Origin of the sequence: Caballeronia udeis, from assembly GCF_001544555.2 — a bacterium.
Classification (GTDB): Bacteria; Pseudomonadota; Gammaproteobacteria; order Burkholderiales; family Burkholderiaceae; genus Caballeronia; species Caballeronia udeis.
The window spans coordinates 85471-109315 of the sequence record NZ_FCOK02000021.1; the positions used below are offsets into that span (position 1 = coordinate 85471).

The window sequence follows — 23845 nt, forward strand, 5'->3', positions numbered from 1 at the left end:
AAGTCTCTTCCCCCGTTATACGTCCGTATAGGCAAGTAACGCTAACGCGGTATCGGCATATCCCACCGTAGACTAGACTCGCCCTTCGGCAATACCTACTCTTCTTTCATAGAGACAGCGCTCGCTGTTATAGCAGCGCAAAGCTCGCGGTTCCGCCCAGACGACTACATCGCCTTTTGAGTGCCTGAGCGACTACTTCCGTTTTATAACGTCCTCAAGGAATGCATCATGTCGCCTGTTCTGCATAACTGGATACATATTGGAAGCAACGCGTATATGGAGTACACATTCGTGCCGTGGCTTGGCAGGAACATCTATCGCCGTACCGTCGACCTATCCGCAATTTGCATTCAGTAGCCGCCCGGGCGGCGCTATTCGATTTCTACGCTTGTTCGATTGCTGCTTCACTCTTTGCTAAAGAAAGGAACGCGATGTTGAACGATGAACCCAATACGGCTTTGGAGATCCTGTCAGAGAATGGCGCCCGCCCCACGTCTATTGGCCCCGCGCTCCCCTCAAGCCATCATTCGTCGCCGCATCGGCCGGGCCGGCTCACTCGGTCAACGTCCGGTGATGGCGCCTCGTCGGCGAAGGGTCCGGATCCTTGGGCAACCACGCTCGCAGCCATCCATCAATTTTCTGCCCCGTCAGACTCGATGTGGAATTCTCCGGACCTGTCCAGCCTGCCGGCCTCTGCTGGCAAGCCGCGCCATCCGCGAAAGACGGACGGCGACGATGTGCGCACCTTTACTGTGACGGTCGTGGAGGAGCTTCCCAAGGCTCACTTCGCGCTGCGCTGGCATGATCCGACGCTTTGCAACTACGAGGCGCAGGTCTGGTCGCCGTGTTCCGCTCCCGCGTCGGGGCGTTGCGCGCTGTCCGGCAAGCATATCAAGCTGGGCGACAAGGTCTACCACCCCCGTAACCGCGGCCGGGTCAAGCCACTTAACGGAGACGCAATGATTCTGGCCAGGGAACTGATCAAGGCCCACATTGCGCCTGCACACGCTGATGTTAATTCGACGTCTCTCTAGTGAAACATCGTCTACGTGCTGGCCGAGTCATGGCGCGCGCTGCCGTCTGCACAGGAGGTCCAAAATGAAACTAGATCCCGCCACGTTTGTGCGACTGCGCCGTCTCGCTCCAGCTCTCGATGATGTACTCAATGCAGGCGAGGTCGAGCATGCAGATCAGGCCATGGGCCTTGCTTCGCTTGGCCAGCTATGCGCACAGTTGTTCGACGCATACCACTGCCAACACCCGGATGACATTGCGCAAGCACGACTCGACGCCCTGGAGCCGCAGTAACGCACATCGTTTGGTGCCGACAGAACCCGCGAGCGGGTTGCCTCCGGATAGCGATCGTCAAAGGCCGCAGCAATCACGCTTCTCGTATCCATTTCAACACTCGTCGCTACGACGAACCGCTTGTCGATATAAAACAAGAAGCGACTACTGTGCAACTCACGTGCGGCAGGAGAACCAAATGACCCTCGAATTTTTAAGCCATCAAGTCATTTTCGATCAGGCGGTCAAGCATCTTTTTCAGCAGCGCCAGGCAGCGTTGCTGCCGCGCCGCGGCGGCGCGTACCGTGGTTACTGCGGCGGCTGTCCGGTCGGCAGCTTCCTCAAGCCACGCGACTACCTATCGGTGATGGAAGGCGTCCCCATCCGCTATCTCAACCGGCAAATAAATGAAGTGCCTGCCTACATGAATGTGGGCGTTGCCGCGTTGAAAAAAGCGCTGTTGCGTTCAAAGATCAACGTGTACGACCCGCAGACGGTCAGCCTGCTGAGCTGTCTGCAAAACGTACATGACGTCTTCGGCGTTTGGGAATGGACCGACAGGCTGCAGTCCATCGCGCGCGAATTCGGCCTGAGCGCCGAACGAGTCAGGAACGCTGCGTGAGCTGGCCATGCTGACACCCAAGGAGATCTACGAAAAAGTCACTGCGCACCGTCAAAGTTGCCTAAGTGTGCGTTCGCCAATGACTTCGGCTACAACCGATTTGGCGCGGGCCCTTACGGCATTCGTGCGTCGATGGGCGCGGCAGCAACGGTGACGCTCCCACCATTCCCGCACACCAATGTGTCGCCTGAGACGCTCACCACTTTGCGGCTGACCGACGTCGACGGCCGATCGTTCACTACCAAATTGGAAAGTGTTCGTCGAACAATCTCGTCACACCGTCCTTTTCGCCACAGAGCCGTGAAATGACTATATCAAGAGTGCTGACTATTGAAGATGACCACCTTATCGCGAATGAAATCGTTCGTGAATTGGAAGGCCGTGGATTTTCGGTCGACTGGGTCGACAACGGGCCCGAAGGGCTGGCGCGCGCAGTAACTGACGAATACGATGCGATCACGCTCGACCGGATGTTGCCTGGCATAGATGGACTTTGCCTTCTCGCGACGATGCACAGTGCCGGCGTTCAGACGCCGGTATTGATATTGAGCGCGCTCGGCGATGTAGACGAGCGCGTGCGCGGCCTGCGCGCCGGCGGCGATGACTACCTGACGAAACCCTTCATCCCCGAAGAGCTGGTGGCGCGGCTCGAAGTACTGCTGCGCCGACGCCGCCGGGCAGCGACCGCTCAACAGGACACAGAGACAATGTTGTGCGTCGGGCCGCTCGAACTGGACTTGATCTCCCGCAAGGCCAAGCGTGACGGCGAAGAAATCGTGCTGCTGCCGACCGAATATCGCGTGCTCGAATTGATGATACGCCTTGTGGGGCAGACCATTACGCGCACGATGCTGTTCGAGGCCGTATGGGGTTATCATTTCAACCCCGGGACCAATCTTATCGATGTCCACATGAGCCGGTTGCGCAAAAAAATCGACCCGCCAGGGGTGAAACCCTTGATCCGAACTGTGCGCGGCTCGGGCTATATCCTCGCATAGTCCAAGGCCTTGAACTATTCCTCATCACCGACGCAAAGCGCCCAGGTGGGTCGCAGCTGGAACACGACGACGTTTCGACTGCTGTCTGTCTACGCCGTCATCTTTTCGATCTCGGTGATGCTGCTGATTGGCTTCATCGGGTATGCGGTGACCGGCCAGATGGAGCGCAAAGCCGACGTCGTGATCCAGTGGCAGCTCGTCTATTTCGGCTCATTACCCGACAATACGCTCGCCGACATTCTGCAAAGCCGCGTTGAACACGAACATATGCACATCAACTACTACGGTCTGTTCGCCGCGGATGGCCGGCATATGGCAGGGGACGTGCTGATGCTTCCGCCGGGATTGTCCGTCGAGCGCCGCGGCATGACACTTGAACATACGCTGTCAGTTGCCGGCGTTAAACAGGCGCCGGTGGTGCGCGCGATGGCCGTGCAGCGCAGGGACGGCACGATACTGGTCGTCGCTCACGATCTTACTCAAATCCTCACAATCCGCCTGGACATCATCAATGCGCTGATCGGCGGCGGGATATTTTTCCTCGTGACCGGTTTCGCCGTCGGTCTTGCATTCGGCGTGCGGCAGATGCGGCGTGTGAAGGCGATTCATCGCGTTACGGTGCAGATCGCTCAAGGCGACCTCAAACAGCGTCTGCCGACCGGTGGCCACGACGAACTGGACCTGTTGTCGAATCTGGTCAATCACATGCTCGATGAAGTCGAGCGCCTGATGACCGAGGTAAAGGGTGCGTGCGATGGCATCGCGCACGATCTTCTTATGCCGCTCGCCCACGTCCGTACATTGCTCGTCCATGCTGAGGAGCGCGCCGACACACTCAACGACGAACAGTTGCCGAACATGGTTGCCCGAGCGCGATCCAATACGGATAAGGTGCTGGAACGGTTCCGCGCGATGCTGCGCATCTCGGAGATTAGCGCGCTGCAGCGGCGAGGTGGCTTTGCCGATGTGCAATTGGCGGCACTCCTCTCGGAAGTCGGCGAACTCTACGAACCGCTTGCGGAAAGCAAGTCAATCAAGTTGGTGGTGCAGATGGAACCCGTTGGCGCGATTCACGCCGACCGCGCGCTGCTGTTCGAGGCGTTCTGCAATCTGGTTGATAACGCGATCAAGTTCGCGCCGACATGCGGAACGGTGTGTATAACACTCACACGGATGCCGTTCGGTCCACAGGTCGATATCGTCGACAACGGCCCGGGTATTCCGTCCAGTGAACGCCAGGCGGTGCTGAAACAATTCTATCGGAGCGAGCAGACGCGCCATATCGCGGGTTCGGGTCTCGGTCTTAGCATGGTCTCGGCGGTGATCCGCGTCCACGACTTCACAATAAGGATCGGCAACGCGGAACCCGGCACACGCGTGACCATTGCGTGCTGGTCGTGAACGCTCGCTTGAGCCGCGTCGGTTCCTCCACCCACCTCGAATCGAAACAGAAAGGCTTTCGCGCGAGCTCGCGAGGATGCAGTGGTCGCCTCGCTTAGTGGATGAATACTCGAAATCAGATTAGTTTGTGCGAACGCTTTTGGCCGACGCCGGCCTGATTGCAGTCGACGAATGACGAATACCGCCTTCCTGCAGCCAATAACCAACGCCCATGAAGACTGCGCCACCGACAAGATTGCCCAACGTGACGAAAATCTCATTATGAATGGCGCCGGCGAGCGTAATGTCGGCTGGGTGCTCGCCGATGAGTGCGAGCGCGAATACAAACATGTTCGCCACGCTGTGCTCGAACCCGCTCGCAACGAAAGCAAACACTGGCCAGAAAATGAGGCCAAGCTTCGCGCCGTCATTATTCGTCCGACCTCCCATCCAGATTGCCAGGCATACGAGCCAATTGCACAGCAGGCCCTTCGCGAACAGTGGAACGGCCGGCGTGGTCATCTTCACCACTACTGTCTTGAAGAAAATCTCCGACCCGTCGGTCAGCAACACGCCACCGCCGGCGGCGTGAAGAATAGCAGCGAGCACCACAGCGCCGATCAGGTTTCCGATCCAGCACACTATCCACACCAGCACCATACCTCCAATGCTGGTCTCGCCCCGAAATACCGCAAACGGCATATACATCGCTGTACCCGTGAATAGTTCCGAACCAGCGAACACGACGATTGTCAGCGCACAAGCAAATACCGCGCCCATGATCAGATGGACATAAGCCGGATCGACATGTGCGCCGACCGAAAACATCAGTATGTCGCCGAAGCCGATATATGCACCGGCCATTGCTGCGCCAATCAAAAAGGCAAGCGGCGTGCGGACGATAGCCGACGCTTTATGGGCGCCGACCTTCGCGAATTTATCGATGCTATCTGCGTACATAATTTCTCCTAGTTATACTAAACGTTTTAGCCGGGAAAATTGTTTACCGGAGGACGATTGGCGTCGCCGGCTTCGATCTGCAGGAGGAGCCGTCCCGGCGGCGCCTTTAGCAAGCTTGATGTCCGATAGTGTGCGTACCGCTTCGACTCGCCATGCCAGTGTCAGCAATCAGACCGATGGTTGTGGCTTGCAATTGATACCTGGCGAAATGAAGTGATCGTCTGGTTTGCGGAAGCGGGAAAGCCGGTTTGCGGCGGAACGCCGGCTTTCGCGGTGTCTGTTTTCGCGTACGGACCATCGAATGTACAGAAGCTTCAATTACCTGTGGCCTCCGCCGCCATGAGACCCTTCGCCGTAGGCATCTCCGCCTTCATGAGCAAACCCGCCAAAGCCGGCTCGTCCCTCGCCAGAAGGTTCCCGAGCGAAACCTTCATTGCCAAAACCGCTGAATCGTCCGGGGTTGCTGTCAAACCGCGCGTTTGATTCTGCGAATCCGCGCTGCGGTGCTGCCGATACATGCGGACCCGAATGCGCAAAAAATCCGCGTTCACCATGAAACGCCTGGGTACGATCGAAATTTTCGTGTCCATGCAAGTAGTCGTTTCGGTTGGTCATCGTGGCACTGCGCGAGATGTAGGGGCGGTGGTTGTAAACTACCGTTCGGCGATTCCAGTCGGGCCTCCAGTGATGCCATCCCCAGCTGTAGCCACCGAAGTACCCGAGTCCAAAGCCTACGCCAAAGGCGATTCCCGGGGCGTCCAGGTAGAGTCCCGAGTAGGGATACCAGCCCGGCCAGACTGCTATCGGTGTTCCATAGGCGAGCCATGGATCGTATTCCGGCAGGTACACGACATCAGGGGCTGTCGGCTCAACGGTGATCGTTTGATCCTGGGTGGATACCGTCTGCTGACTTGTGCTTTGTAAGCTTCCGGCTTCCTCGGCACGCTGGCGCATCACCTGCACGGCGGCCATCAACTCCTGAGGCTGCTTCAGATAGGCGTCGCCAAGCGCTGAGGCCCAGGTCAGATTCTGGTCCGCATTGGCGAGTACCGAAGGGAACTGCGTGAGGGCCTGGACGCTTGGATCCCAACTCTGTTTATTCACTTCAACGGCTAGCGCGTCCCCGGTCAGTGCAGGGTGTTCCTGCATCCATCGATTCGCTTCGACAAGTTCCACCGGATGAGTCGAGGCTGCGAGGATTTGCGCTACCAAGGCGTCCGGGTACAGCGCTATGGGTGCGACAAGCTGCTGTAGCTGGTCGCTAGTCCACTGCGTCGGCTGAGCCGGGGCGAGTACCGATTGATTGGCCTGAGCTGCGAACACGTCGTGCGCAGCACCTAGCACCAGGCACGAGGATACAAAGACCGCGAAGCCCTGCTTGAGAAGTTTCATAGATCATGCTCTCTGCGTGATTTCCTTTTTGGGAGGCCTTTGTAGTAAAACAACCGCCACACTCCGATAATGCGCGCGAGCGATGGCCGGACCCTGACCGTTTGATTACCGTTTTGAAATGAGGCTTTAGGCGAACCTGAAAACACCGCATCCCGGTTGATAGCGGCAACACAATAAATTCTTGAAGGTAGCGCCTGTCGACGCATGAGTCGCGTGCCACGACTTGATCATGTCGCTGTCGCGAGGAACGGAGCCGCCGGCATCAGCAGGGTGAGGCGATCAACGCACTCACCACCGGCAGGATCGATGCATACGCCAGCACGGCAGTCGGAAATCAGATTCTTGCCGACCGGATCGGGCATGACCTCGTTGACGCGGCGTCCCACGCCCCTGGCAATCTCGCGGGCTATTCGCCCCGAAAGGTGCGTGCTCGTGTGCCGGGGGCAACCAAGAGTTACCCGCCTAAATTCGCTTGGCGAAGGTCACCCGTCCCCCGGTGAAGTGGATTGAACGGGATTGTCTGTTGTGGGGTCGGCAGATCCGCCGTGCTCCAGCCGCCGCCCACGGCACCTATCAGCCCGACAGCGGCTTGTAGTTGGCGGCTCTGCACTTGAACGGTCGCAAGCTCGGCGCTCAACGCGGCGATCTGCGCGACGGTCACGTTGAGATAATTGTCCAGACCGTTGGTATAGAGGCGCAGTGCGAGGTCCTGCACCTTGACCGCGGACGTGAGCGCATCGTGCTGCTGGCTGTACTCGGAGGAAAGCTTGTTCGTCAGCAAGAGTTGGTCTTCGACCTCGCGAAACGCCTGCAATACAGTCGAGCGGTAATTATCTGCGGCCTGCGCAAACGCGGACGAGCTTTGCTGTTCCTCGGCTCTGCGCAGGCCGCCTTCGAACAGCGGCAACACAGCCGATGTGCCGACGGACCAGAGGCTGTTGGCCAGGGAAGCGAGGCCGCCGAAGGTGTTGTCCTCGAATCCCGCATTGGCGCTCAACTGAATGTTCGGATAGAACGCCGCGCGCGCCACCCCGATGGCCGCGTTTTCTGCCGCCATTTGCCGCTCGGACTGTGCGATATCCGGGCGCCGTTGCAGCAGCGCGGACGGCACGCCGACCGGAATCACGGGAATCGCCAGGCGTGCCAGTTCTTCGGCGGGCAGGCTGAAGGTCGACGGGTTTTCGCCAGCGAGCACGGCGATGGCGTGTTCGAGCACGGCTCGCTGCGCCTGGATGTCGGTATCGGCCGCCTGTGCCGTGGAGAGCTGGTTTTGAGCCCGCTCGACGTCGAGACCTGCCGAAATATTCCCGGAATAGCGTAGCTTCGTGATCTTGAGCGCTTCGCCGTAATAGCTGAGCGTTTTTGTATAGACGACATGCTCCGAATCGAGCCCGCGCAGCGCCATGTAGTCATTGGCCAGTTCGATTTCGAGGCTCAACCGCGCCGATGCAACCATTGCTGCGGTGGCCTGTGCGTTGCTCTTCGCATAGTTCGTCCGGTTCCGGATCTCGCCCCAGAAATCAGGCTCCCATGACAGGGCCGCCCCATAGCCGAGCGAAGCTTCCTCACTCGGCCCGGCTCCGCTGGCGCGGAACAGGCGGTGCACGGATTCGCGGTTCTGCGATCCATAAGTCTGGGCGCTCAACTGCGGAAACAACTGCGAGCGGGCCTCGCCCACGATATCCCGCGCTTGGGTGTAGGTTTCCTCCGCCGCCTGAAGGTCCGGGTTGGCCGCATTCAAGCTCGATTCCAGGTGATCGAGTTCTTCATCGCCGAACATCTTCCACCAGTCACCTTCAGCGAGTTGGTCTTCCGGATGCGCGAGCGCGAACGGTCCCGTTCCTTTGTAACTGGCGGGCAGCACCATATGCGGAGGCGCATAGGGCGGCGCAAGGCTGCATCCGGCAAGCGCCCCGAGCAGTGTCAGGAGCGTGGCGGTGGCGAGACGGCGAGCAGGTTTGAAGTAACGCATCATTTCGGATCATTCTTGGCAACTGCGACGTTGGCTTGCTGTTCCTCGCCTGGATGCGCGGGCTCAGATGTCGAAGTACGGATGGTTGTTTGCGGTGCGATTCCCGGTACGCCGCTTACGATTTGCACTTTCTCTCCCTCGAGCGTGCCCGCGGAAGGATTGACCATAAAGCGGTCGGTAGGTTTCAGGCCAGAAAGTACTTGAACGTTCTGGCCGAGATTCAACCCGAGCGTGACGTTTTGCAAATGAACTTTGTCATCCGGACCCACGACCGCCAGCTGCATGCCCTGGTCGCGGAACAGCAACGCCTGTTCGGGCACGACGAGCACGCTCCGGTTCGTCGGTATAACGAAATGAACCGTCGCATACGTGCCGGGCCATATAAGATGATCCGGGTTTGGCGCCACCAACTCCGTAATGACGGTTCGCGTCTGCGGGTCGAACGCATTCGCGGTCGTCGAGAGCGTCGCCTTGAACTGACGGCCCGGATACTGGGGCAGCGTGAACGTCGCCTCGAGGCCCGGCTTCAGCATGTCCGCATAGTCCTGCGGCACGGATACGAAGAGCCGCATCTCGTGGATATCCGCTACTGAGAACAGATCATCCGCCGCACCGTGGGAACTGACATCACCGCCCGCGGCGTTCACGTAATTACCGATGTCGGTGTCGCGCGAGGTGATGACACCGTCGAACGGCGCGACGATATCCTTGAACCCTTCCAACGCATGGTAGCGCGCGACCTCATGCTGCGCTGCCACCACTTGCGCCTTCTTCACCGCGGCACTCGCGACTTGCACGTCCACCTCCTCTTGCGCGACAGCTTCCGTGCCCGCAAGCGCTTTCCAGCGCTGTGCCGTCACGTCGGCAAGCGTGCTGTTGGTTTTCGCGACGTCGAGATTCGCGAGCGCCGTCTGGTACTGCTCGTCGACGGTGGGCGCGTCGATCGTGGCGAGCAGCGTACCGGCCTTGACGAACGCGCCGTAATCCACGTACCACTTGCGCACGTAGCCGGAGACCTGTGCATAGATCGGGGCGGTGTTCCAGGCTTTGATGTTGCCGGGTAGCGAGATCGAGCGCGTGGCAGGCCCTGGCACGGGCATCATGACCTGCACCTGCGGTACGGACTCCTCGTTAGCGAGCGTTTGCAGATCAGTGACATTGTCGTGGCGTTGGACGATGCCGTGGACAACAAGGCCGGCAAGGACAAGGGCGGCGATCGCGACGGACCATTTAAGTCGAACTCGGCCTGGGGCCACAACTTCGCGGTTTACTACGTTCATGGATGAGACTCCGTGGCTTGTCTGTCGTTGCGATGCATCATCGCGAACACGCAGGGAACGAATAGCAAAGTGGCGAACGTCGCGACGAGAAGTCCACCGATAACTGCTCGTCCGAGCGGTGCGTTTTGCGTATTGCTCATCGACATCGGCAGCATCCCGATGATCATCGCGAGCGCGGTCATCAGAACCGGGCGGATACGGGCGTATCCGGCTTCGATGGCCGCGGCGATTGCATCACCGTGTTCCGCGAGGCGCTCGCGGGCAAACGATACGACGAGGATTGAGTTGGCTGTCGCAGTGCCCATGCACATGATCGCGCCCGTGAGCGCAGGCACTGAAGCGTTCGTGTGCGTGAGAAAGAGGCTCCAGACAATGCCGGCCAGCGCGCCTGGGAGTGCCGTGATGATGATGAACGGGTCCAGCCAGGACTGGAAATTAACGACGATCACGAGATAGACCAGCAGCACCGAGAGCGCCAGTCCCCCCAGAAGTTGCGTGTACGCACTGCCCATCGTCATAGCCTGGCCTCGCAGGTGCACGCTCGCGCCTTTCGGTAGCTGCGATTTCATCTCCTTCGCGACCTGTGCGACTTGATCGTAGACGGCACCGAGGTCCCGCCCCTGGTTGCTGACGTAGATGTCGATCGAGGGCAGGATGCTGTAATGGGAGACCAGCAGGGGCGTGCCCGTTTGCGTCACGGTGCCGAGCGCGCCAAGCAACTGCGACTGCTGGCCGCCTGGATCGCCGTTGCCTCCATCGATCGGAATCGTCTCGAGGTCGTTGATCGACGCGAGCTGGTCTTGCGGCGTCTGCATGTTGACGAGGTGCGAGATGCCGTTCGTCGTGTCGAGCCAGTACGTCGGCGCCGTCTGCCCGCTGCCGGACAGCGTCGCAAGTGCGTTGTTCGCGATGTTGCCTTCGGTCAGGTTCATTCCCGAGGCAAACGAGCGGTCCGCCGCAACTCTGAGCGTCGGTTCGTTGAACGCCTGTTGAACGTTGACGTCGGCGGCGCCGGGAATCTTGCGGATGCGTGCAGCGAGCGCCTGCGCGTAAGCCATGTTCGCCACTTGTCCACGGCCCGAGATCTGCACGTCGATGGGCGCAGGCAGGCCGAAGTTCAGGATCTTGGCCGTGATGTCGCCGGGCAGGAAGGTAAACACCGTGCCGGGAAAAAGCTTCGGCAGTTCGCGACGCAGCGAGGACCGGTAGTCGTCCACAGGCGACTGTTCATTCTTCAGACTGATCGTGATGTCGCAATCCTGCGGGCCGATCGTGCCGTCCGAGGTATAGGCCAGGTTGAGGCTGCTCGAGGGCAGCCCGCAGTTGTCGACCAGATTGGTGACATCACCCGGCAAAATCTTCCGGATCTGGCTATTGACGAGCACCGCGATCTTAGATGCATCTTCGAGCCGCGTGCCGATCGGTGCGCGCATGTGCATATCGATTTCGCCGGACTTGATGCTCGGGAAAAAGTCACGGCCGAGAAAAGGGAGCAGACTCATCGACGCAACCGTGCACGCAACGAAGGCCATGATAAAGCGCTTGCGATGAAGCACGGCAAGGCTCAGCACTTCCCGGTATCGATCGCGAAACAGCGAGAAGGCCTGCTCGAAGCGCCGCTGAAACCGGGTGAAGAAGCCAGGATTGCCTTCGTGTCCATGGCCATGCCCGTGCGTTTTCACCTGGCCGCGCAGCAGCCATGCGGCCATCGTCGGCACCAGCGTGCGCGAGAGGACGAACGAAGCGATCATCGCGAAGATGATGGCTTCGGCGAGCGGCTGGAACAGATACCCCGAGATGCCGCCCAACTGGAACAACGGCAGCCAGACAATACAGATGCACAGCGTCGCGACGAACGTTGGCACAACGATCTGGTTTGCCGCCGCAATAATCCCGGGCTCTAGCTCGGCGCCCGCTTCGAGGTGAGAATCGATGTTTTCGATCATGACGGTTGCGTCGTCGACCAGAATACCGACCGCGAGCGCCAATCCGCCAAGCGTCATGACATTGATCGTTTGCCCGATGTAGTGCAGCGCCAGGATCGAGGACAGGATCGCGAGCGGAATCGATGTCGCTACGATCAACGTCGAACGCCAGGTGCCGAGAAAGAGCAGCACAGTCAACCCCGTCAGGACCGCCGCAGTGATCATCTCCTGAACCACCTCTGCCACCGAATCGCGCACAAACCCCGAGGCGTCGTTGAGCGGCGTGATTTTGACGCCCGGCGGCAGCGTCCGGATAATGCCGGGCAGCGCGTGCTTGATGCCTGCTACCACGGCGAGTGTCGAAGCGTCGCCGCTCTTGAAGATTTGGATCAGCACCGACTGCTTGCCTTTTACCAGGACCGCGTTCGTCTGCGGTGGTGCACCGCGGTGCACATAGGCGACGTCGCGTAGATAGACGGTTGCGCCGTTCACCGTCTTGATCGGCAGGTTGTTGAACGTCGGTACCTGGAGAGGACTCGAATTTGTTTGGACCATGAAGTCAAGTCCGCCGATCTTCTGGTCGCCCGCAGGAAGCACCACGTTCTGCGACCTGAGCGCGGCCGCTACGTCTGCGGCCGAGAGGCCGTGCGCCAGCAATTTCGTCTGGTCCAGATCGATTTCGACGTTCAGCGAAGCGCCCCCGTATGGCGCCGGAATCGCGACGCCCGGCACGGCCACCAGTTGCGGGCGGACCAGGTTAGACGCCATGTCGTACACCTGCGCGGCCGTCATGTTCGGCGCAGAGACTTGAAGGTCCAGTACCGGGACCGAGGACGCGTTATACACCAGCACTTGAGGTGGCGTGATGCCCGCCGGCATTTGCTTCAGCACGGTCTGCGAGATGGACGTGACCTGGGCTTGAGCGGCGGCGATGTCAGTGCCCGGCTGAAAGTAGATCTTCACGATGCCGGCACCATACAGGGACTGGCTCTCGATGTGTTCGATGTTGGCCACCGTCGCGGTCAAAGCGCGTTCGTAGTAATAGACCACGCGGCCAGACATGTCCTGCGGGGACAGTCCGTTGTAGTTCCACACGACCGCGATTACCGGGATGCGGATGGCGGGAAAGATGTCCGTCGGCATCTTCAATACGGCCATCGTGCCGAACAGGATGAGGAGGATGCTCATCACCACGAAGGTGAGGGGGCGGCGCAGGGCAACCAGGACAATGGCGTTCATGTAAAAGTGTCTATGTCGGATGAGGCATTGCGTCGGCGCCCCTGGCCCTACGGGGACCGGCGAGGCGTGCAAAACAGGTGCCTATAGTCGGGGGTGCGGGATTGCCGAACATCGACACGCGAATTAAGCTTTATTTAATCGTCACAGAACCATGCATCTCGCCGGCCGCCGAACGGGATGCCGTCATCGTTCTGTCGTTGTGCCGACAAGGCCGTGGTTGAGGAATGCGATAAGAACCAAGACGTAAAGAAGCCGTAGCTTCCTGACGATCATCCGACGGTTGTCGGGGTGCATCGCCGTCAGTTTGGAAGGCAGTGCTTTAATCTCGTTGAATCAACCAACAAAACTGGCGGCTTCTCGCCCTCTGCACTATTTGCACCACAGCCCACACGGCACCGGCAGGCGACAGGCCAGTGTCAAAGTAAGCGTGCAGTCGCAGGATGGTCGTGTCATCGGGATGCCATGGAGGTCGAATGAAGCCCGCTGCGACGGCTTTACCGTACACAGCGTTCGTCCATGCATGCAGGCGAAGATCGAGCGGAAAAGCGAGGGCGATCTGGTTGGATTTGCTGAACATGACAACCTCCACGACATCGAAAACGCATTCCTTTCCTTGTCTCCACGATCCGAATGCGCTATGGACATACTCATAAGAACAGCACGATTCCCACGACAACAAGGAAGCAGAGCATGTAGATAAGCACGATGTTCATCACGGCCTGGCCCTCCTAGAGATATGCCAAAGCGGCGCGGCCGGCAACACCCCGGGCTCCCGCTCGCGATCATTGTCTTTCTAAACATGAAATCCACGCACACCACGCGGTTGGAGCCCGCGCTCACCCACGCACTTCCATCGGTCGTGAGCGAATCGTCTCGCCGGGCTTCAATTGGTAATCGCCGGTGCGCTTATCGAGCGTCACCCAAAGCAGGCTCACGTGCGTGGTGATCGCCGTTGCCCGAGCCGCCACGAGGCGCGCCGGCGCCTCCACAGCGGCACAACTGTCAACGGATCCTGCGCGAACGCATCGACACTGTTTGGCTCGTACTTGTCCACATAGCCCACGCTGTCCGCCCGTTTTGGCAGACCGTGTGATTAGGAACACGATGAAACATAGCTGGCCTCCATGAACCAAGCAGTCTCGGCTTGCGACAGGAGCGGTTGGATCGACACGATGTTCATGTCATTGCATGCAGACGCGGTTCGGATCCACTGTCCGCCGATTCACATACTTGTTCAGCCACGGTACATACGCGTACTGTCGTATGCGTTGCTACCAAGTACGATCCAGATGCGCAGAGCGGCGGGCATGGCAATCTCCTTGAATCGTCAAGTGACCGGATTCGAATTCGCGCTTTGATCGAGCGAACTGGGCGATCAAAAAACGGCCCGTTGCAGGCGCACCGCGCGGGCACATCAGCCTTCAGATCAAGATACACGTCCGAGGTACACGAAACCATCCTACGATCGGTTCAGACTACCCCTACATGCGAATGACAATCTTATACGTGCGTATATCGCGGGCAATTGCGGCAGGTCAGTCGCGTGTTATGTATTCAAACTCATCCGGACGACGCATCGCACCATTGACGAGGTTGCCCATGTAGATGCTGCAAAATTGGTAAGCATCGGACAGCGCATTGCGTTCAACGCGGAGTCCAAGCCAAACCGCTCAAACAGAGCGTTCAGTCGCTGCTCGTCTTCTGTTGCAAAATCAGGGTATCCATCCGGCCCGATATCGCAAGGAGGTAAAAACTTATTGAGTAGGGCTTCGAGTTCCGGGTCGTCGGCGAGCGGCGGTAATGCTGCTCGTTAGAGGTGGTTTCAGATGGCGGCGAATTTATTATCGATATTGCGGTGGGCGCTCGAATTCACCGACAATCTACGCGATGCGCGATACCCTCTAGCCAGGAACAAAAGCGCCAATTGGAGCAGCGTGTCGGATAACAAAACGGTAATGTTCCTGACGGTGTGGCGCAACGTGGAGATCGCATACTGAAGGCAGCTTCCACTGCGACCAGATGACATTCCTGGCCTAGGCGTTCGTTGTGCTCGGCGTCGAAAAGATCCGCGTTACGGGTGGCGAACCGCTGCTGCGCAAAGATCTCGGGACGCTGATCGAGAGACTTGCTCGCCTTCGTACGCCCGAAGGAAAGGACGTCGAAATCGCGCTCACGACGAACGGTTCGTTGCTTGCGGCAAAGGCCCGCCCGCTGCGCGATGCCGGTCTGTGGCGCGTGACCGTCAGTCTCGACGATGCCGTAATGCCTTGCGCGGCCGACAACTCATCCGGCTCTCAAGTGCGCCGCGATCTGTGCGTCTCATCGGATCTGTTCAACGCTGACCCAGCATCAAAGGCCATGATATGGCCCGCTTTAGGACTCAATTGATGAAACCGGCAAAGAATTCTTTTTTCTCCCGATACGGACGTTACGTGACGCTAGGAGTGACTGTTGCGGCCTTCGCCGGACTCGTCACGTTTCTGCATTGGCGCCACGAGCAACATGACGCACGGGTTTCGCCGGCGCTCAATGGAGTCGCGAGCCAGATGCGCAACGACGCATCGGCGTGGACGCATCAGGAGAAAGACGCTTCGGAAATGCTGCGCGATATTCGCGAGCAGGACGTGACGGCGATCGGCGTGAGCCCGAATGCGATTCTGGTGTCGACACGCGACGGCGCGAAGTACTTCGTTACTGATCACAACGCGACTTTCTCTAATGCACTGCTGCTTGGCGACATAAAAGCCGACGTGCGCTCGCCATATCAGCTCGCGTGGCTGCCGGATGCGAACATTCGCACGGGCACGTCACGCTGGATCGACGCGTTCGACAAGACGCACGATGCGATTAGCCTGTTGCTGCCACTGTTGCTGATCGGTGGATTGATCTGGCTCATGCGCCGTGAAATGACGGCCGGCGCGAAGCTGCTCGACCGTGCGCCGGCGCTTTGCTTCGACGACGTGATCGGCGCGGAAGAAGCGAAGGCCGCGCTCTCCGACATTCAGGCGTATCTGACCAACCCGAAGCAATTCACCGACATGGGCGTGCGCGCACCGTGCGGTATCTTGATGGTCGGCGGCCCGGGCGTCGGCAAGACGCGCCTTGCGCAGGCGCTCGCAGGCGAATGCGGCGCCAACTTCATTTCGATTACCGGCAGCTATTTCAGCGCGAAGTACTACGGCGTCGGCATTCAGAAGGTCAAGCATCTATTCGATCTCGCGCGCAAGAATGCACCGACCGTGATTTTCATCGACGAAGCCGACGGCCTCGCGAAACGCACGGATACGGGCAGCGGTCCTGTCGAAGCGGAGAGCAACCGGATCATCAATCAGTTGCTTGCGGAAATGGATGGCTTTGCGTCGAACGAAGGCGTGATCATCGTTGCGGCGACCAATCATCCGGACAATCTCGATGAAGCGTTGCGCCGTCCGGGCCGTTTCGATCGCACCGTGCACGTGCGTCTGCCCGATCTCGAAGACCGCGCGAAAATATTCCGTTTCTACGCCGGGAAGCTGACGTCGAAATCCGATGACATCGACTTCAATCAACTGGCGCGTTTGACGACGGGGCTGTCGCCGGCCACACTCGCGATGGTCGTCAATCAGGCTGGCCTGGTCGCGCGCAAAGTGGGCGATGACGAGGTGGCGTCAAAGCATTTCGTCGAGGCGATAAAGATTGCGCGCATCGGCGACGTAAGCGGCGCCGAGCGCGCGCTCAACGAAGGCGAACGCACGCGGATCGCGGTTCACGAAGCGGGCCACGGACTCGTCGCCGCGGTGCTCGGCACTGGCGTGCTCGAAGAGGTAACGATTCTGCCGCGTGGCGGCGCATTGGGCGTCGCGCTGATCACGAAGACGCAGGACAAGCACCTGTACCGGGAGACCGAAATGCGCGACGAGATTCAGGTGCTGCTGGGCGGACGGAATGCGGAATTGCTGGCGTTCTCGGAAGCGTCGAGCGGCGCAGCGCAGGACTTGCAGGAAGCGTCGCGGATCAGCCTTGATATGGTGTCGAAGTTCGGCTTCAATGTGGATGGCAATCTGTTCAGCCTTGCGGCATTGCCGGCGCAGTACGCCGGTTTGCAGATGAAAACCTCGATCGCGCATGCGAACATTCTGCTAAAGGACTTGAACGAAGCATGCTACGCGCTGCTGCGCGACAACGAGCCGGTGCTGCGTGCGATTGCCGAACAACTGCTCGAATCGGAGACGGTGCCGGGCGCGACCGTCTATCGGCTGATCGAAGAGCACAAGGCAAAGAAGGACGGGTTGCATCTTGCGCAAAAGCCGGCGGCGGCCTGAACGTCGCCCATGAACTGACCCGGCTTCGAACGAAAGCCGGACACCCCGCCTCCCTGGTCGACGCCTCAACGCTGTCGCGGGTCGCTCTGAAATCTCGAACTGCACCGGCCGTTGCGTCTTCTGTTGCCCGATCACCAGCATCGAGATGGCGGGAAAACCGGTGAGCAAGCCGACCCAGTTGAACGAGCGGAAGCGTTCCAGCCTCTGCGGGTCTTGCGGCAGGCCATACGCAATAGCCGCGGTGCTGACGAGGCAAAGCGGCACCACCTGCCAGAACACCATGCGCCAATTAACGTATTCGGTCCAGAAAGCGGCTAACGGCGTGCCCAGGTCGGGTCCGAACGTAGCAGTGAGCGCATAGCTGGCGAGGCCGTACAGCTTGATGTTGGGCGGCAGGTAGCGCAGCGCTGCCGTCATCAGCATCGGCGGCAGGCAGCCCCCTGCAAGCCCCTGCAGCGCCCTCAGGACGGCGAGCGTCTCGACATTGGGGGCGAACGGGCAAAGCAGGCCCAGCAGCGCGAACATCAGCGCAGCGCCAATGATAAAACGCCGCAGCGACAAGGTGACCGCGCACCATGGCGCGAACGCCATGGCGGCGACGTCGGTGGCCTCAAAAAGAGCCGGCCTGCGTCGAAATGCACAACATGCGCACGTCGTGCATAGGCGATCTTTCCCTTTGAATGTTCGCCCCGTATGCGCGTGTCGATTTCTGTGCTCCTCCAATGGCCAAGCGACTGTACTCGGTCGATGCGCTGATTTCGCCCTATCCTTTCCGCATGAATCGGCCGAGCGCCGGAATTCGGTACCGCACCGCGTGTCGCGCAAGCGGAAACAAAACCACTCTTTGCCATGAAGCACACAGAGGTCGACGTGAGCACCGTCCACTACGTACTGCGCAGCGCCCACGCAGCACCTCCCGTCGCTTCGGGCGAAGCCGACTTGACGCCACTGCTGTCCGAATGCACGGACAAACTGGGGCGGCCGCTAAAAGACTTGCGGCTGTCAGTCATCGATCAGTGCAACTTCCGCTGCACGTATTGCATGCCGAAGGAAGTCTTCACGAAGGACTATCCGTTTCTTAGTTCGGCATCGCGTCTGTCGTTCGACCAGATGACATTCCTGGCCAAGGCGTTCGTCATGCTCGGGGTCGAAAAGATCCGCATTACGGGTGGCGAACCGCTGCTGCGCAAGGATCTCGAGACGCTGATCGAGAGACTTGCTCGCCTTCGTACACCCGAAGGCAAGGACGTCGAAATCGCGCTCACGACGAATGGTTCGCTGCTTGCAGCAAAGGCGCGCTCGCTGCGCGATGCAGGTCTGCGGCGCGTGACCGTCAGTCTCGACAGTCTCGACGACGCCATATTTCAAAGGATGAACGACGTCGGTTTCCCGGTTGCACCGGTCCTGGAAGGCATTCAAGCAGCGGCGGCGGCAGGTCTGTCGCCGGTAAAGGTTAATACCGTTGTCGAGAGGGGCGTGAACGAGAACCAGATCTTGCCGATCGCGCGGTACTTTCGAAACACGGGTGTGGTCGTCCGCTTTATCGAGTTCATGGACGTTGGCGGTGCCGCGTCCTGGGCAAGAAAAAACGTTTTCACCTCCGACGATGCACGGCGCCTGATAGAAAGCGAGTTCGCACTTCAACCTCTGCTCACGCAACGCGCGAACGACACCGCACGTAACTTCGAGTATGCGGACGGGGCGGGAAGCGTCGGATTCATCTCCAGCGTATCACAGCCGTTTTGTGGGGACTGCACGCGCGCGCGCGTCTCCTCCGACGGCAAGATGTTCACGTGCCTGTTCGCAACGGGATCGTTCGATCTCAAGCCATGGCTCGGCGAAGCCCTGGCGCCCGAAGCCCTTGCGAGGGAAATCCTCACCCGCTGGCGCGACCGTGACGACCGATATTCGGAACTGCGCGGCGTGCGCGCGCGAGTCGGTTCAAAGAAGCTCTATCCGACCGTGCGCATGTCCCTCGTGGGGGGCTAGGCGGCATCCAAACACATTGCTGAGGCGTCGAACGTGAAGATTGAAGTCAAATATTTCGCAAGCATCCGCGAAGCAACCGGGTTGACGCACGAAACGGTCACGCTAAACGCGGGCGCTACGCTGACCGTGGATAGCTTGCGCACGCTGCTGGCGCAACGCAGTTCGGGGCTTCGCGAAGCGCTCGCAACGGGGCGTCCCGTTCGAGCGGCGGTTGATCACGTGATGCGCACGGGAAGTTTCGAACTGGCGGACGGTTGTGAAGTGGCATTCTTTCCGCCGGTGACGGGCGGCTGATATCGAGTGGCCTCATATGCAGGTATCAATCGAAGTATCCGTTAGCGCCTAACGCACGCTCGGGTTCGTGAACATTGCCGCGACCATACCTCATGTGAAGCTGCACTGACGCTCAGACCTGCCGCGTCGACTCGACGGCGCCGGCATAACGGAATAAGACCGCGCGCAAGTATCGACGCTTAGCGCATGCACACGCCGACGAGCTTGCCGACTGTGATCAGCGCCTTTTCGATTTCCGGCGACCACGTATAGCTGTAATTGAGCCGGATGAAATTGCGGTAGCTGTTCGTCGTGGAGAACATATAGCCCGGTCCGATCGTAATGCCTTGTTGGAGCGCGAGCTGGTAGAGCTTCATCGAGTCCACGGCTGGCGGCAACTCGACCCAAAGCACATACCCACCCATCGGATTCGATGTGCGCGTGCCTTCGGGGAAAAACCGCTTGATGATCGCAGCCATGAGGTTCGCCTGCTGCGCATACACCTTGCGCACGCGGCGCAAGTGATGCTCGTAGCCGTCATGCTCCAGGTATTCGGCAATCGCGAGCTGCGGGATCGACGGTGTCGTCAGCGTGTTGAGGAACTTGAGTTTTTCCACTTGGTCCCGGTAACGACCCGGGATCGCCCAGCCGATCCGATACGCCGACGTCAGGCTCTTCGAGAACGACGCACAGTGCAGTACGAGCCCCTTCGTGTCGTAGGACTTGAGGGGAGAGGGGTGCGAGTCGCCGAAGTACAGTTCGTTGTAGACGTCGCTTTCTATGGCTGGAACGTCGTGCCGCTCCAGCAGTTCGACCAGCTTGCGCTTTTTCTCGTCGGGCATCTGGAACCCGAGGGGATTCTGGAAATTCGGCATCACCATGCACGCGGCGATGCGGCGGGTGTCGAAAAGCCGGGAAAGCACACCAATATCAATTCCTTCACGAGGATGCGTCGCGACTTCGATCGCGCGCATTCCCATCCGCTCGATCGCATGCAGCATCGCGTAGAACGTCGGCGACTCGACGGCCACCGTATCACCCGGTTTCCCAACCGCCTGCAAGCAGAGATTGATAGCCTCGGTCGCGCCGAGCGTCACGACAATCTCATTGGGATCCACCGACACGCCGTTCTCCAGGTACCGCCGCGCGATTTGTCGGATCAATTGCGGGTTCCCCGGTGGCAGTTCGTCGGTCACGCCCCATTGCGTCTTGCGGCGCGTGATGTTGTACGCGTAGCGGTTGATCTTGTCGAACGGGAACAGCTTCGGATCGGGGTAAGGCGAGCCCAGCGGCGTCGCCGACTCGGCGCCGATCGAGCGCAGCGTCGACAACACGAGCCGGCTCACGTCCACGTGCGCGGACACCGCGATCGGCTTCGACGTCAGCAGCTCGTTCGCAGCCTTACTGCCCGCACCGTCCGGCGTGAGACGAACGAAGTACCCGGATTGCGGGCGGCTTTCGATGATGCCCTTACTTTCGAGCAGCAAGTATGCGTGGATCACCGTCGTGATGCTGAGCTTGTGATGCTGGCTCGTCTGCCTGACCGAAGGAATGCGATCGCCGTGCCGAAGCACGCCGCGCAGAACCTGGCCTTCGATGTCCGCCGCCAATCTTTCGTAAAGCTTCATCGACTCCCTCCAGCTAGCGCGGCCCACGCACCACCCTGGCGCGAGTTGTGTCGCCGCCCCATCTTTTGACGGTCGACTGTACCCTTTTAGAGCACAGTTTACGGGCGCAGGCATCGTACTAGAACTGTACCCTTTTCATCGCCGCGAATGTGTGCGCTCCGCGCTTGGCCGAACGCTTTTAACCTTCAGTCACAGCATGCGCCAAGCGATACGCCCGACATCCGGGACGCAGGCAAAGCGTAAAGTCTACGGAACCGACGTCATGGAAAAATCAAAGCCACAGGGTCGCATCGAGCCCTATCACCACCCGGCCGCCGGCTGGGGCGCGCTGAAGTACGTTGCCATCAACCTGATCAAAGAGAGGGTTGCGGGCGGCAACTACAAGACCCTCTTCAAGCAGAACCAGCCTGATGGTTTCGATTGTCCCGGCTGTGCGTGGCCGGACCGGCAACATGCTTCGACCTTCGAGTTCTGCGAGAACGGTGTGAAGGCGGTTGCCGCTGAGGCGACCAGCAAGCGGGTGACGCCAGCGTTCTTCGACGAGTACACGGTCGAAACGCTGATGAAGCAGACCGATTACGAACTAGAGCAGCACGGCCGGTTGACCGACCCGATGGTCTATAACGCGCTCTCCGACAAGTACCAGCCGATCTCCTGGGACGACGCGTTCCGGCTGATCGCGAAGCACCTGAATACGCTCGGCAACCCGGACCAGGCAGCGTTCTACACGTCGGGCCGCGCAAGCAACGAAGCCGCATTCCTGTATCAATTGTTCGTGCGCATGTACGGCACCAACAACTTTCCGGATTGCTCGAACATGTGTCACGAGGCGACGAGCCGCGGCCTGCCCACCACGGTGGGCGTCGGCAAGGGCACGGTCACGCTCGACGATTTCGAGCTCGCCGATACGCTGCTGATCTTCGGCCAGAATCCCGCAACCAACCATCCGCGCATGCTCGGCGAGCTGCGCGAATGCGCTAAACGCGGCGCCACCATCGTGTCGATCAATCCATTGCGTGAACGCGGGCTCGAGCGTTTCTCAAGTCCCCAGCACCCACTGGAGATGCTGACGATGTCGAGCACGAAAATCGCATCGACCTTTATCCAGCCGAAGCTCGCCGGTGATTTCGCGCTGCTCAAGGGCGTCGCGAAGCGCGTGGTCGAACTCGATGACGAAGCGCTCGCGCAAGGCAGCGAACGGATTCTTGACGTTCCGTTCATCGAACAGCACACGTCCGGCTTCGAGGCTTTCGCAACCGATCTGCGCGCCGAAAGCTGGGCCATACTCGAAGCCGAATCCGGTGTCGCCCGCGAAGACATCGAAGGCCTCGCCCGCATCTACGTCAACGGCAAGCGCGTGATCGCGACCTGGGGCATGGGCCTCACGCAGCACAAGAACTCGGTCGCGACCGTGCACATGCTGTCGAACCTGATGATGATGCGCGGCAATATCGGCCGCGAAGGCGCGGGCCTGTGTCCGGTGCGTGGCCACTCGAACGTGCAGGGCAACCGCACGGTCGGCATCGAAGAGCAGCCGTCGCAGGAATTCCTCGACCGCCTCGGACAGGTGTTCGACTTCGAGCCACCGCGCGAGCACGGCTACGACGTCGTCGAAACGATCGAAGCGATGCTCGAAGGCCACGTCAAGGTGTTCCTCGGCCTCGGCGGCAACTTCTCGATCGCGACACCCGACACGCCGCGCACGTGGGATGCGCTGCGCGCCTGCGACCTGACCGTCCATATCACCACCAAGCTCAACCGCAGCCATCTTGTGCACGGCAAGGACGCGCTAATCCTGCCGACCCTCGGCCGCACCGAAATCGATATCCAGGATGGCGTGTCGCAAGGCGTGAGCGTCGAGGACTCGATGAGCATGGTCCACATCTCGTACGGCATGAACACCCCGGCGTCGAAGAACCTGATGTCGGAAACAGCGATCGTCGCGCACATTGCGAGCGCGACGCTCGGCAACGCGAAAGTCGACTGGCCTGGCCTTGCAAAGGATTATTCGCGCGTGCGCGACGCGATCGAGAGCGTGCTCGACGGCTTCGAGCACTACAACCAACGGATCGCGCATCCGGGCGGTTTTCACCTGCGCGTCGCTTCCCGCGAACGCGACTGGCAGACGCATACCGGCAAGGCCAACTTCGTCGTGCACCAGATCGAGGAGGACACCCCGATCCGCCGCGCGAAGAAGCTGCACGGCGAACGCGTGCTGACGCTGATGACGACCCGTTCGCACGACCAGTACAACACAACAATCTATGCGCTCGACGACCGCTATCGTGGCGTGTTCGGGCAACGCCGTGTCGTGTTCGTGAACCCCAGGGACCTGGAGATGCTCGGCTTCAAAGCCGGCGATTGGGTCGACATGACGACCGTGTGGGACGACGGCATCGAACGGCGGGCCGACTCGTTCCTGCTCGTCGAGTACGACATTCCGCGTGGCTGCATCGGCTCGTACTACCCGGAGACGAACCCGCTCGTCCCGCTCTCGAGCGTCGGCGACGTGTGCAACACGCCGACCTCGAAGTCGGTCCCGGTGCTGCTGCATCGGTCCGCGCCGCCGGCCGCAAGCGCCGCAGCGTGAGGCCATCGC

General features: G+C 59.9%; 16 protein-coding genes and 2 pseudogenes. 10 read left to right on the forward strand and 8 right to left on the reverse strand.

All coding sequences use genetic code 11. From position 1 onward, the window contains the following. Positions 1-431 precede the first annotated feature (431 nt). The 5 genes from AWB69_RS49420 to AWB69_RS17065 all read left to right on the forward strand — a co-directional run bounded on the left by AWB69_RS49420 (position 432) and on the right by AWB69_RS17065 (position 4308). Positions 432-1034 (forward strand): DUF3331 domain-containing protein, encoded by a 603-nt coding sequence (locus AWB69_RS49420; RefSeq protein ID WP_062086734.1) that lies wholly within the window; start codon positions 432-434, stop codon positions 1032-1034. 64 nt (positions 1035-1098) lie between these two features. Continuing rightward, a complete protein-coding gene (locus AWB69_RS17050) occupies positions 1099-1308 on the forward strand; it encodes a hypothetical protein (RefSeq protein ID WP_062086736.1) in 210 nt (69 codons plus the stop codon). A gap of 178 nt (positions 1309-1486) precedes the next feature. Continuing rightward, on the forward strand, positions 1487-1909 hold the full coding sequence (locus tag AWB69_RS17055) for a hypothetical protein (protein WP_062086745.1): 423 nt from the start codon (positions 1487-1489) through the stop codon (positions 1907-1909). A gap of 305 nt (positions 1910-2214) precedes the next feature. Then, positions 2215-2907 (forward strand): response regulator transcription factor, encoded by a 693-nt coding sequence (locus AWB69_RS17060; protein ID WP_062086747.1) that lies wholly within the window; start codon positions 2215-2217, stop codon positions 2905-2907. Between the two features lie 45 nt (positions 2908-2952). After that, on the forward strand, positions 2953-4308 hold the full coding sequence (locus AWB69_RS17065; protein WP_062086749.1) for a sensor histidine kinase: 1356 nt from the start codon (positions 2953-2955) through the stop codon (positions 4306-4308). Positions 4309-4428: 120 nt separating this feature from the next. On the opposite strand, the gene AWB69_RS17070 is transcribed toward AWB69_RS17065, so the two are convergent. The 6 genes from AWB69_RS17070 to AWB69_RS17095 form a co-directional block, all read right to left on the reverse strand. Continuing rightward, a complete protein-coding gene (locus tag AWB69_RS17070) occupies positions 4429-5247 on the reverse strand; it encodes a formate/nitrite transporter family protein (RefSeq protein ID WP_062086751.1) in 819 nt (272 codons plus the stop codon). A 318-nt stretch (positions 5248-5565) separates the two neighbouring features. Continuing rightward, the gene (locus AWB69_RS17075) at positions 5566-6639 is read right to left on the reverse strand and encodes a DUF3300 domain-containing protein (RefSeq protein WP_062086753.1); all 1074 of its coding nucleotides are present in this window, start codon (positions 6637-6639) and stop codon (positions 5566-5568) included. 454 nt (positions 6640-7093) lie between these two features. Next, complete coding sequence (locus tag AWB69_RS17080; protein ID WP_062086755.1) at positions 7094-8614, reverse strand: efflux transporter outer membrane subunit; 1521 nt, start codon at positions 8612-8614, stop codon at positions 7094-7096. Continuing rightward, entirely contained in the window at positions 8611-9891 is a 1281-nt protein-coding gene (locus tag AWB69_RS17085; protein ID WP_062086757.1) for an efflux RND transporter periplasmic adaptor subunit, read from the reverse strand. Before AWB69_RS17085 ends, AWB69_RS17080 begins: the two co-directional genes overlap by 4 nt. Beyond that, complete coding sequence (locus tag AWB69_RS17090; protein ID WP_062086759.1) at positions 9888-13055, reverse strand: efflux RND transporter permease subunit; 3168 nt, start codon at positions 13053-13055, stop codon at positions 9888-9890. The genes AWB69_RS17085 and AWB69_RS17090 overlap by 4 nt, the downstream gene beginning before the upstream one ends. A 319-nt stretch (positions 13056-13374) precedes the next feature. Further along, a complete protein-coding gene (locus tag AWB69_RS17095; RefSeq protein WP_062086761.1) occupies positions 13375-13632 on the reverse strand; it encodes a hypothetical protein in 258 nt (85 codons plus the stop codon). Positions 13633-15092: 1460 nt separating this feature from the next. On the opposite strand from AWB69_RS17095, the pseudogene AWB69_RS49425 reads away from it, so the two are divergent. Together AWB69_RS49425 and AWB69_RS17110 are read left to right on the forward strand one after the other, a co-directional pair. After that, positions 15093-15335: pseudogene (locus AWB69_RS49425) on the forward strand (radical SAM protein); the annotation flags it as partial. 107 nt (positions 15336-15442) lie between these two features. Continuing rightward, positions 15443-17356 (forward strand): AAA family ATPase, encoded by a 1914-nt coding sequence (locus tag AWB69_RS17110; RefSeq protein ID WP_062086767.1) that lies wholly within the window; start codon positions 15443-15445, stop codon positions 17354-17356. 126 nt (positions 17357-17482) lie between these two features. Here the strand turns inward: AWB69_RS17110 and AWB69_RS45825 are convergent. Next, positions 17483-17974, reverse strand: a pseudogene (locus AWB69_RS45825) (MFS transporter); the annotation flags it as partial. A 231-nt stretch (positions 17975-18205) separates the two neighbouring features. On the opposite strand from AWB69_RS45825, the gene moaA reads away from it, so the two are divergent. After that, the gene (gene moaA / locus AWB69_RS17115; protein ID WP_062086769.1) at positions 18206-19345 is read left to right on the forward strand and encodes a GTP 3',8-cyclase MoaA; all 1140 of its coding nucleotides are present in this window, start codon (positions 18206-18208) and stop codon (positions 19343-19345) included. A gap of 33 nt (positions 19346-19378) precedes the next feature. Continuing rightward, positions 19379-19639 (forward strand): molybdopterin converting factor subunit 1, encoded by a 261-nt coding sequence (moaD, locus tag AWB69_RS17120; RefSeq protein ID WP_062086771.1) that lies wholly within the window; start codon positions 19379-19381, stop codon positions 19637-19639. A gap of 179 nt (positions 19640-19818) precedes the next feature. Here moaD and AWB69_RS17125 read toward each other — a convergent pair whose 3' ends face one another. Further along, positions 19819-21246, reverse strand: a complete 1428-nt coding sequence (locus AWB69_RS17125) for an aminotransferase-like domain-containing protein (RefSeq protein ID WP_062086773.1) — start codon at positions 21244-21246, stop codon at positions 19819-19821. Between the two features lie 262 nt (positions 21247-21508). On the opposite strand from AWB69_RS17125, the gene AWB69_RS17130 reads away from it, so the two are divergent. After that, positions 21509-23836, forward strand: a complete 2328-nt coding sequence (locus AWB69_RS17130) for an FdhF/YdeP family oxidoreductase (protein WP_062086775.1) — start codon at positions 21509-21511, stop codon at positions 23834-23836. Positions 23837-23845 lie beyond the last annotated feature (9 nt).

What these genes read in the sequence shown, in the direction of transcription:
- AWB69_RS49420 (WP_062086734.1), top strand. Translation starts at nt 432, where the DNA reads ATGTTGAACGATGAACCCAATACGGCTTTGGAGATCCTGTCAGAGAAT.
- AWB69_RS17050 (WP_062086736.1), top strand. Translation starts at nt 1,099, where the DNA reads ATGAAACTAGATCCCGCCACGTTTGTGCGACTGCGCCGTCTCGCTCCA.
- AWB69_RS17055 (WP_062086745.1), top strand. Translation starts at nt 1,487, where the DNA reads ATGACCCTCGAATTTTTAAGCCATCAAGTCATTTTCGATCAGGCGGTC.
- AWB69_RS17060 (WP_062086747.1), top strand. Translation starts at nt 2,215, where the DNA reads ATGACTATATCAAGAGTGCTGACTATTGAAGATGACCACCTTATCGCG.
- AWB69_RS17070 (WP_062086751.1), bottom strand. Translation starts at nt 5,247, where the DNA reads ATGTACGCAGATAGCATCGATAAATTCGCGAAGGTCGGCGCCCATAAA.
- AWB69_RS17075 (WP_062086753.1), bottom strand. Translation starts at nt 6,639, where the DNA reads ATGAAACTTCTCAAGCAGGGCTTCGCGGTCTTTGTATCCTCGTGCCTG.
- AWB69_RS17080 (WP_062086755.1), bottom strand. Translation starts at nt 8,614, where the DNA reads ATGATGCGTTACTTCAAACCTGCTCGCCGTCTCGCCACCGCCACGCTC.
- AWB69_RS17085 (WP_062086757.1), bottom strand. Translation starts at nt 9,891, where the DNA reads ATGAACGTAGTAAACCGCGAAGTTGTGGCCCCAGGCCGAGTTCGACTT.
- AWB69_RS17090 (WP_062086759.1), bottom strand. Translation starts at nt 13,055, where the DNA reads ATGAACGCCATTGTCCTGGTTGCCCTGCGCCGCCCCCTCACCTTCGTG.
- AWB69_RS17095 (WP_062086761.1), bottom strand. Translation starts at nt 13,632, where the DNA reads ATGTTCAGCAAATCCAACCAGATCGCCCTCGCTTTTCCGCTCGATCTT.
- AWB69_RS17110 (WP_062086767.1), top strand. Translation starts at nt 15,443, where the DNA reads ATGAAACCGGCAAAGAATTCTTTTTTCTCCCGATACGGACGTTACGTG.
- moaA (WP_062086769.1), top strand. Translation starts at nt 18,206, where the DNA reads ATGAAGCACACAGAGGTCGACGTGAGCACCGTCCACTACGTACTGCGC.
- AWB69_RS17125 (WP_062086773.1), bottom strand. Translation starts at nt 21,246, where the DNA reads ATGAAGCTTTACGAAAGATTGGCGGCGGACATCGAAGGCCAGGTTCTG.
- AWB69_RS17130 (WP_062086775.1), top strand. Translation starts at nt 21,509, where the DNA reads ATGGAAAAATCAAAGCCACAGGGTCGCATCGAGCCCTATCACCACCCG.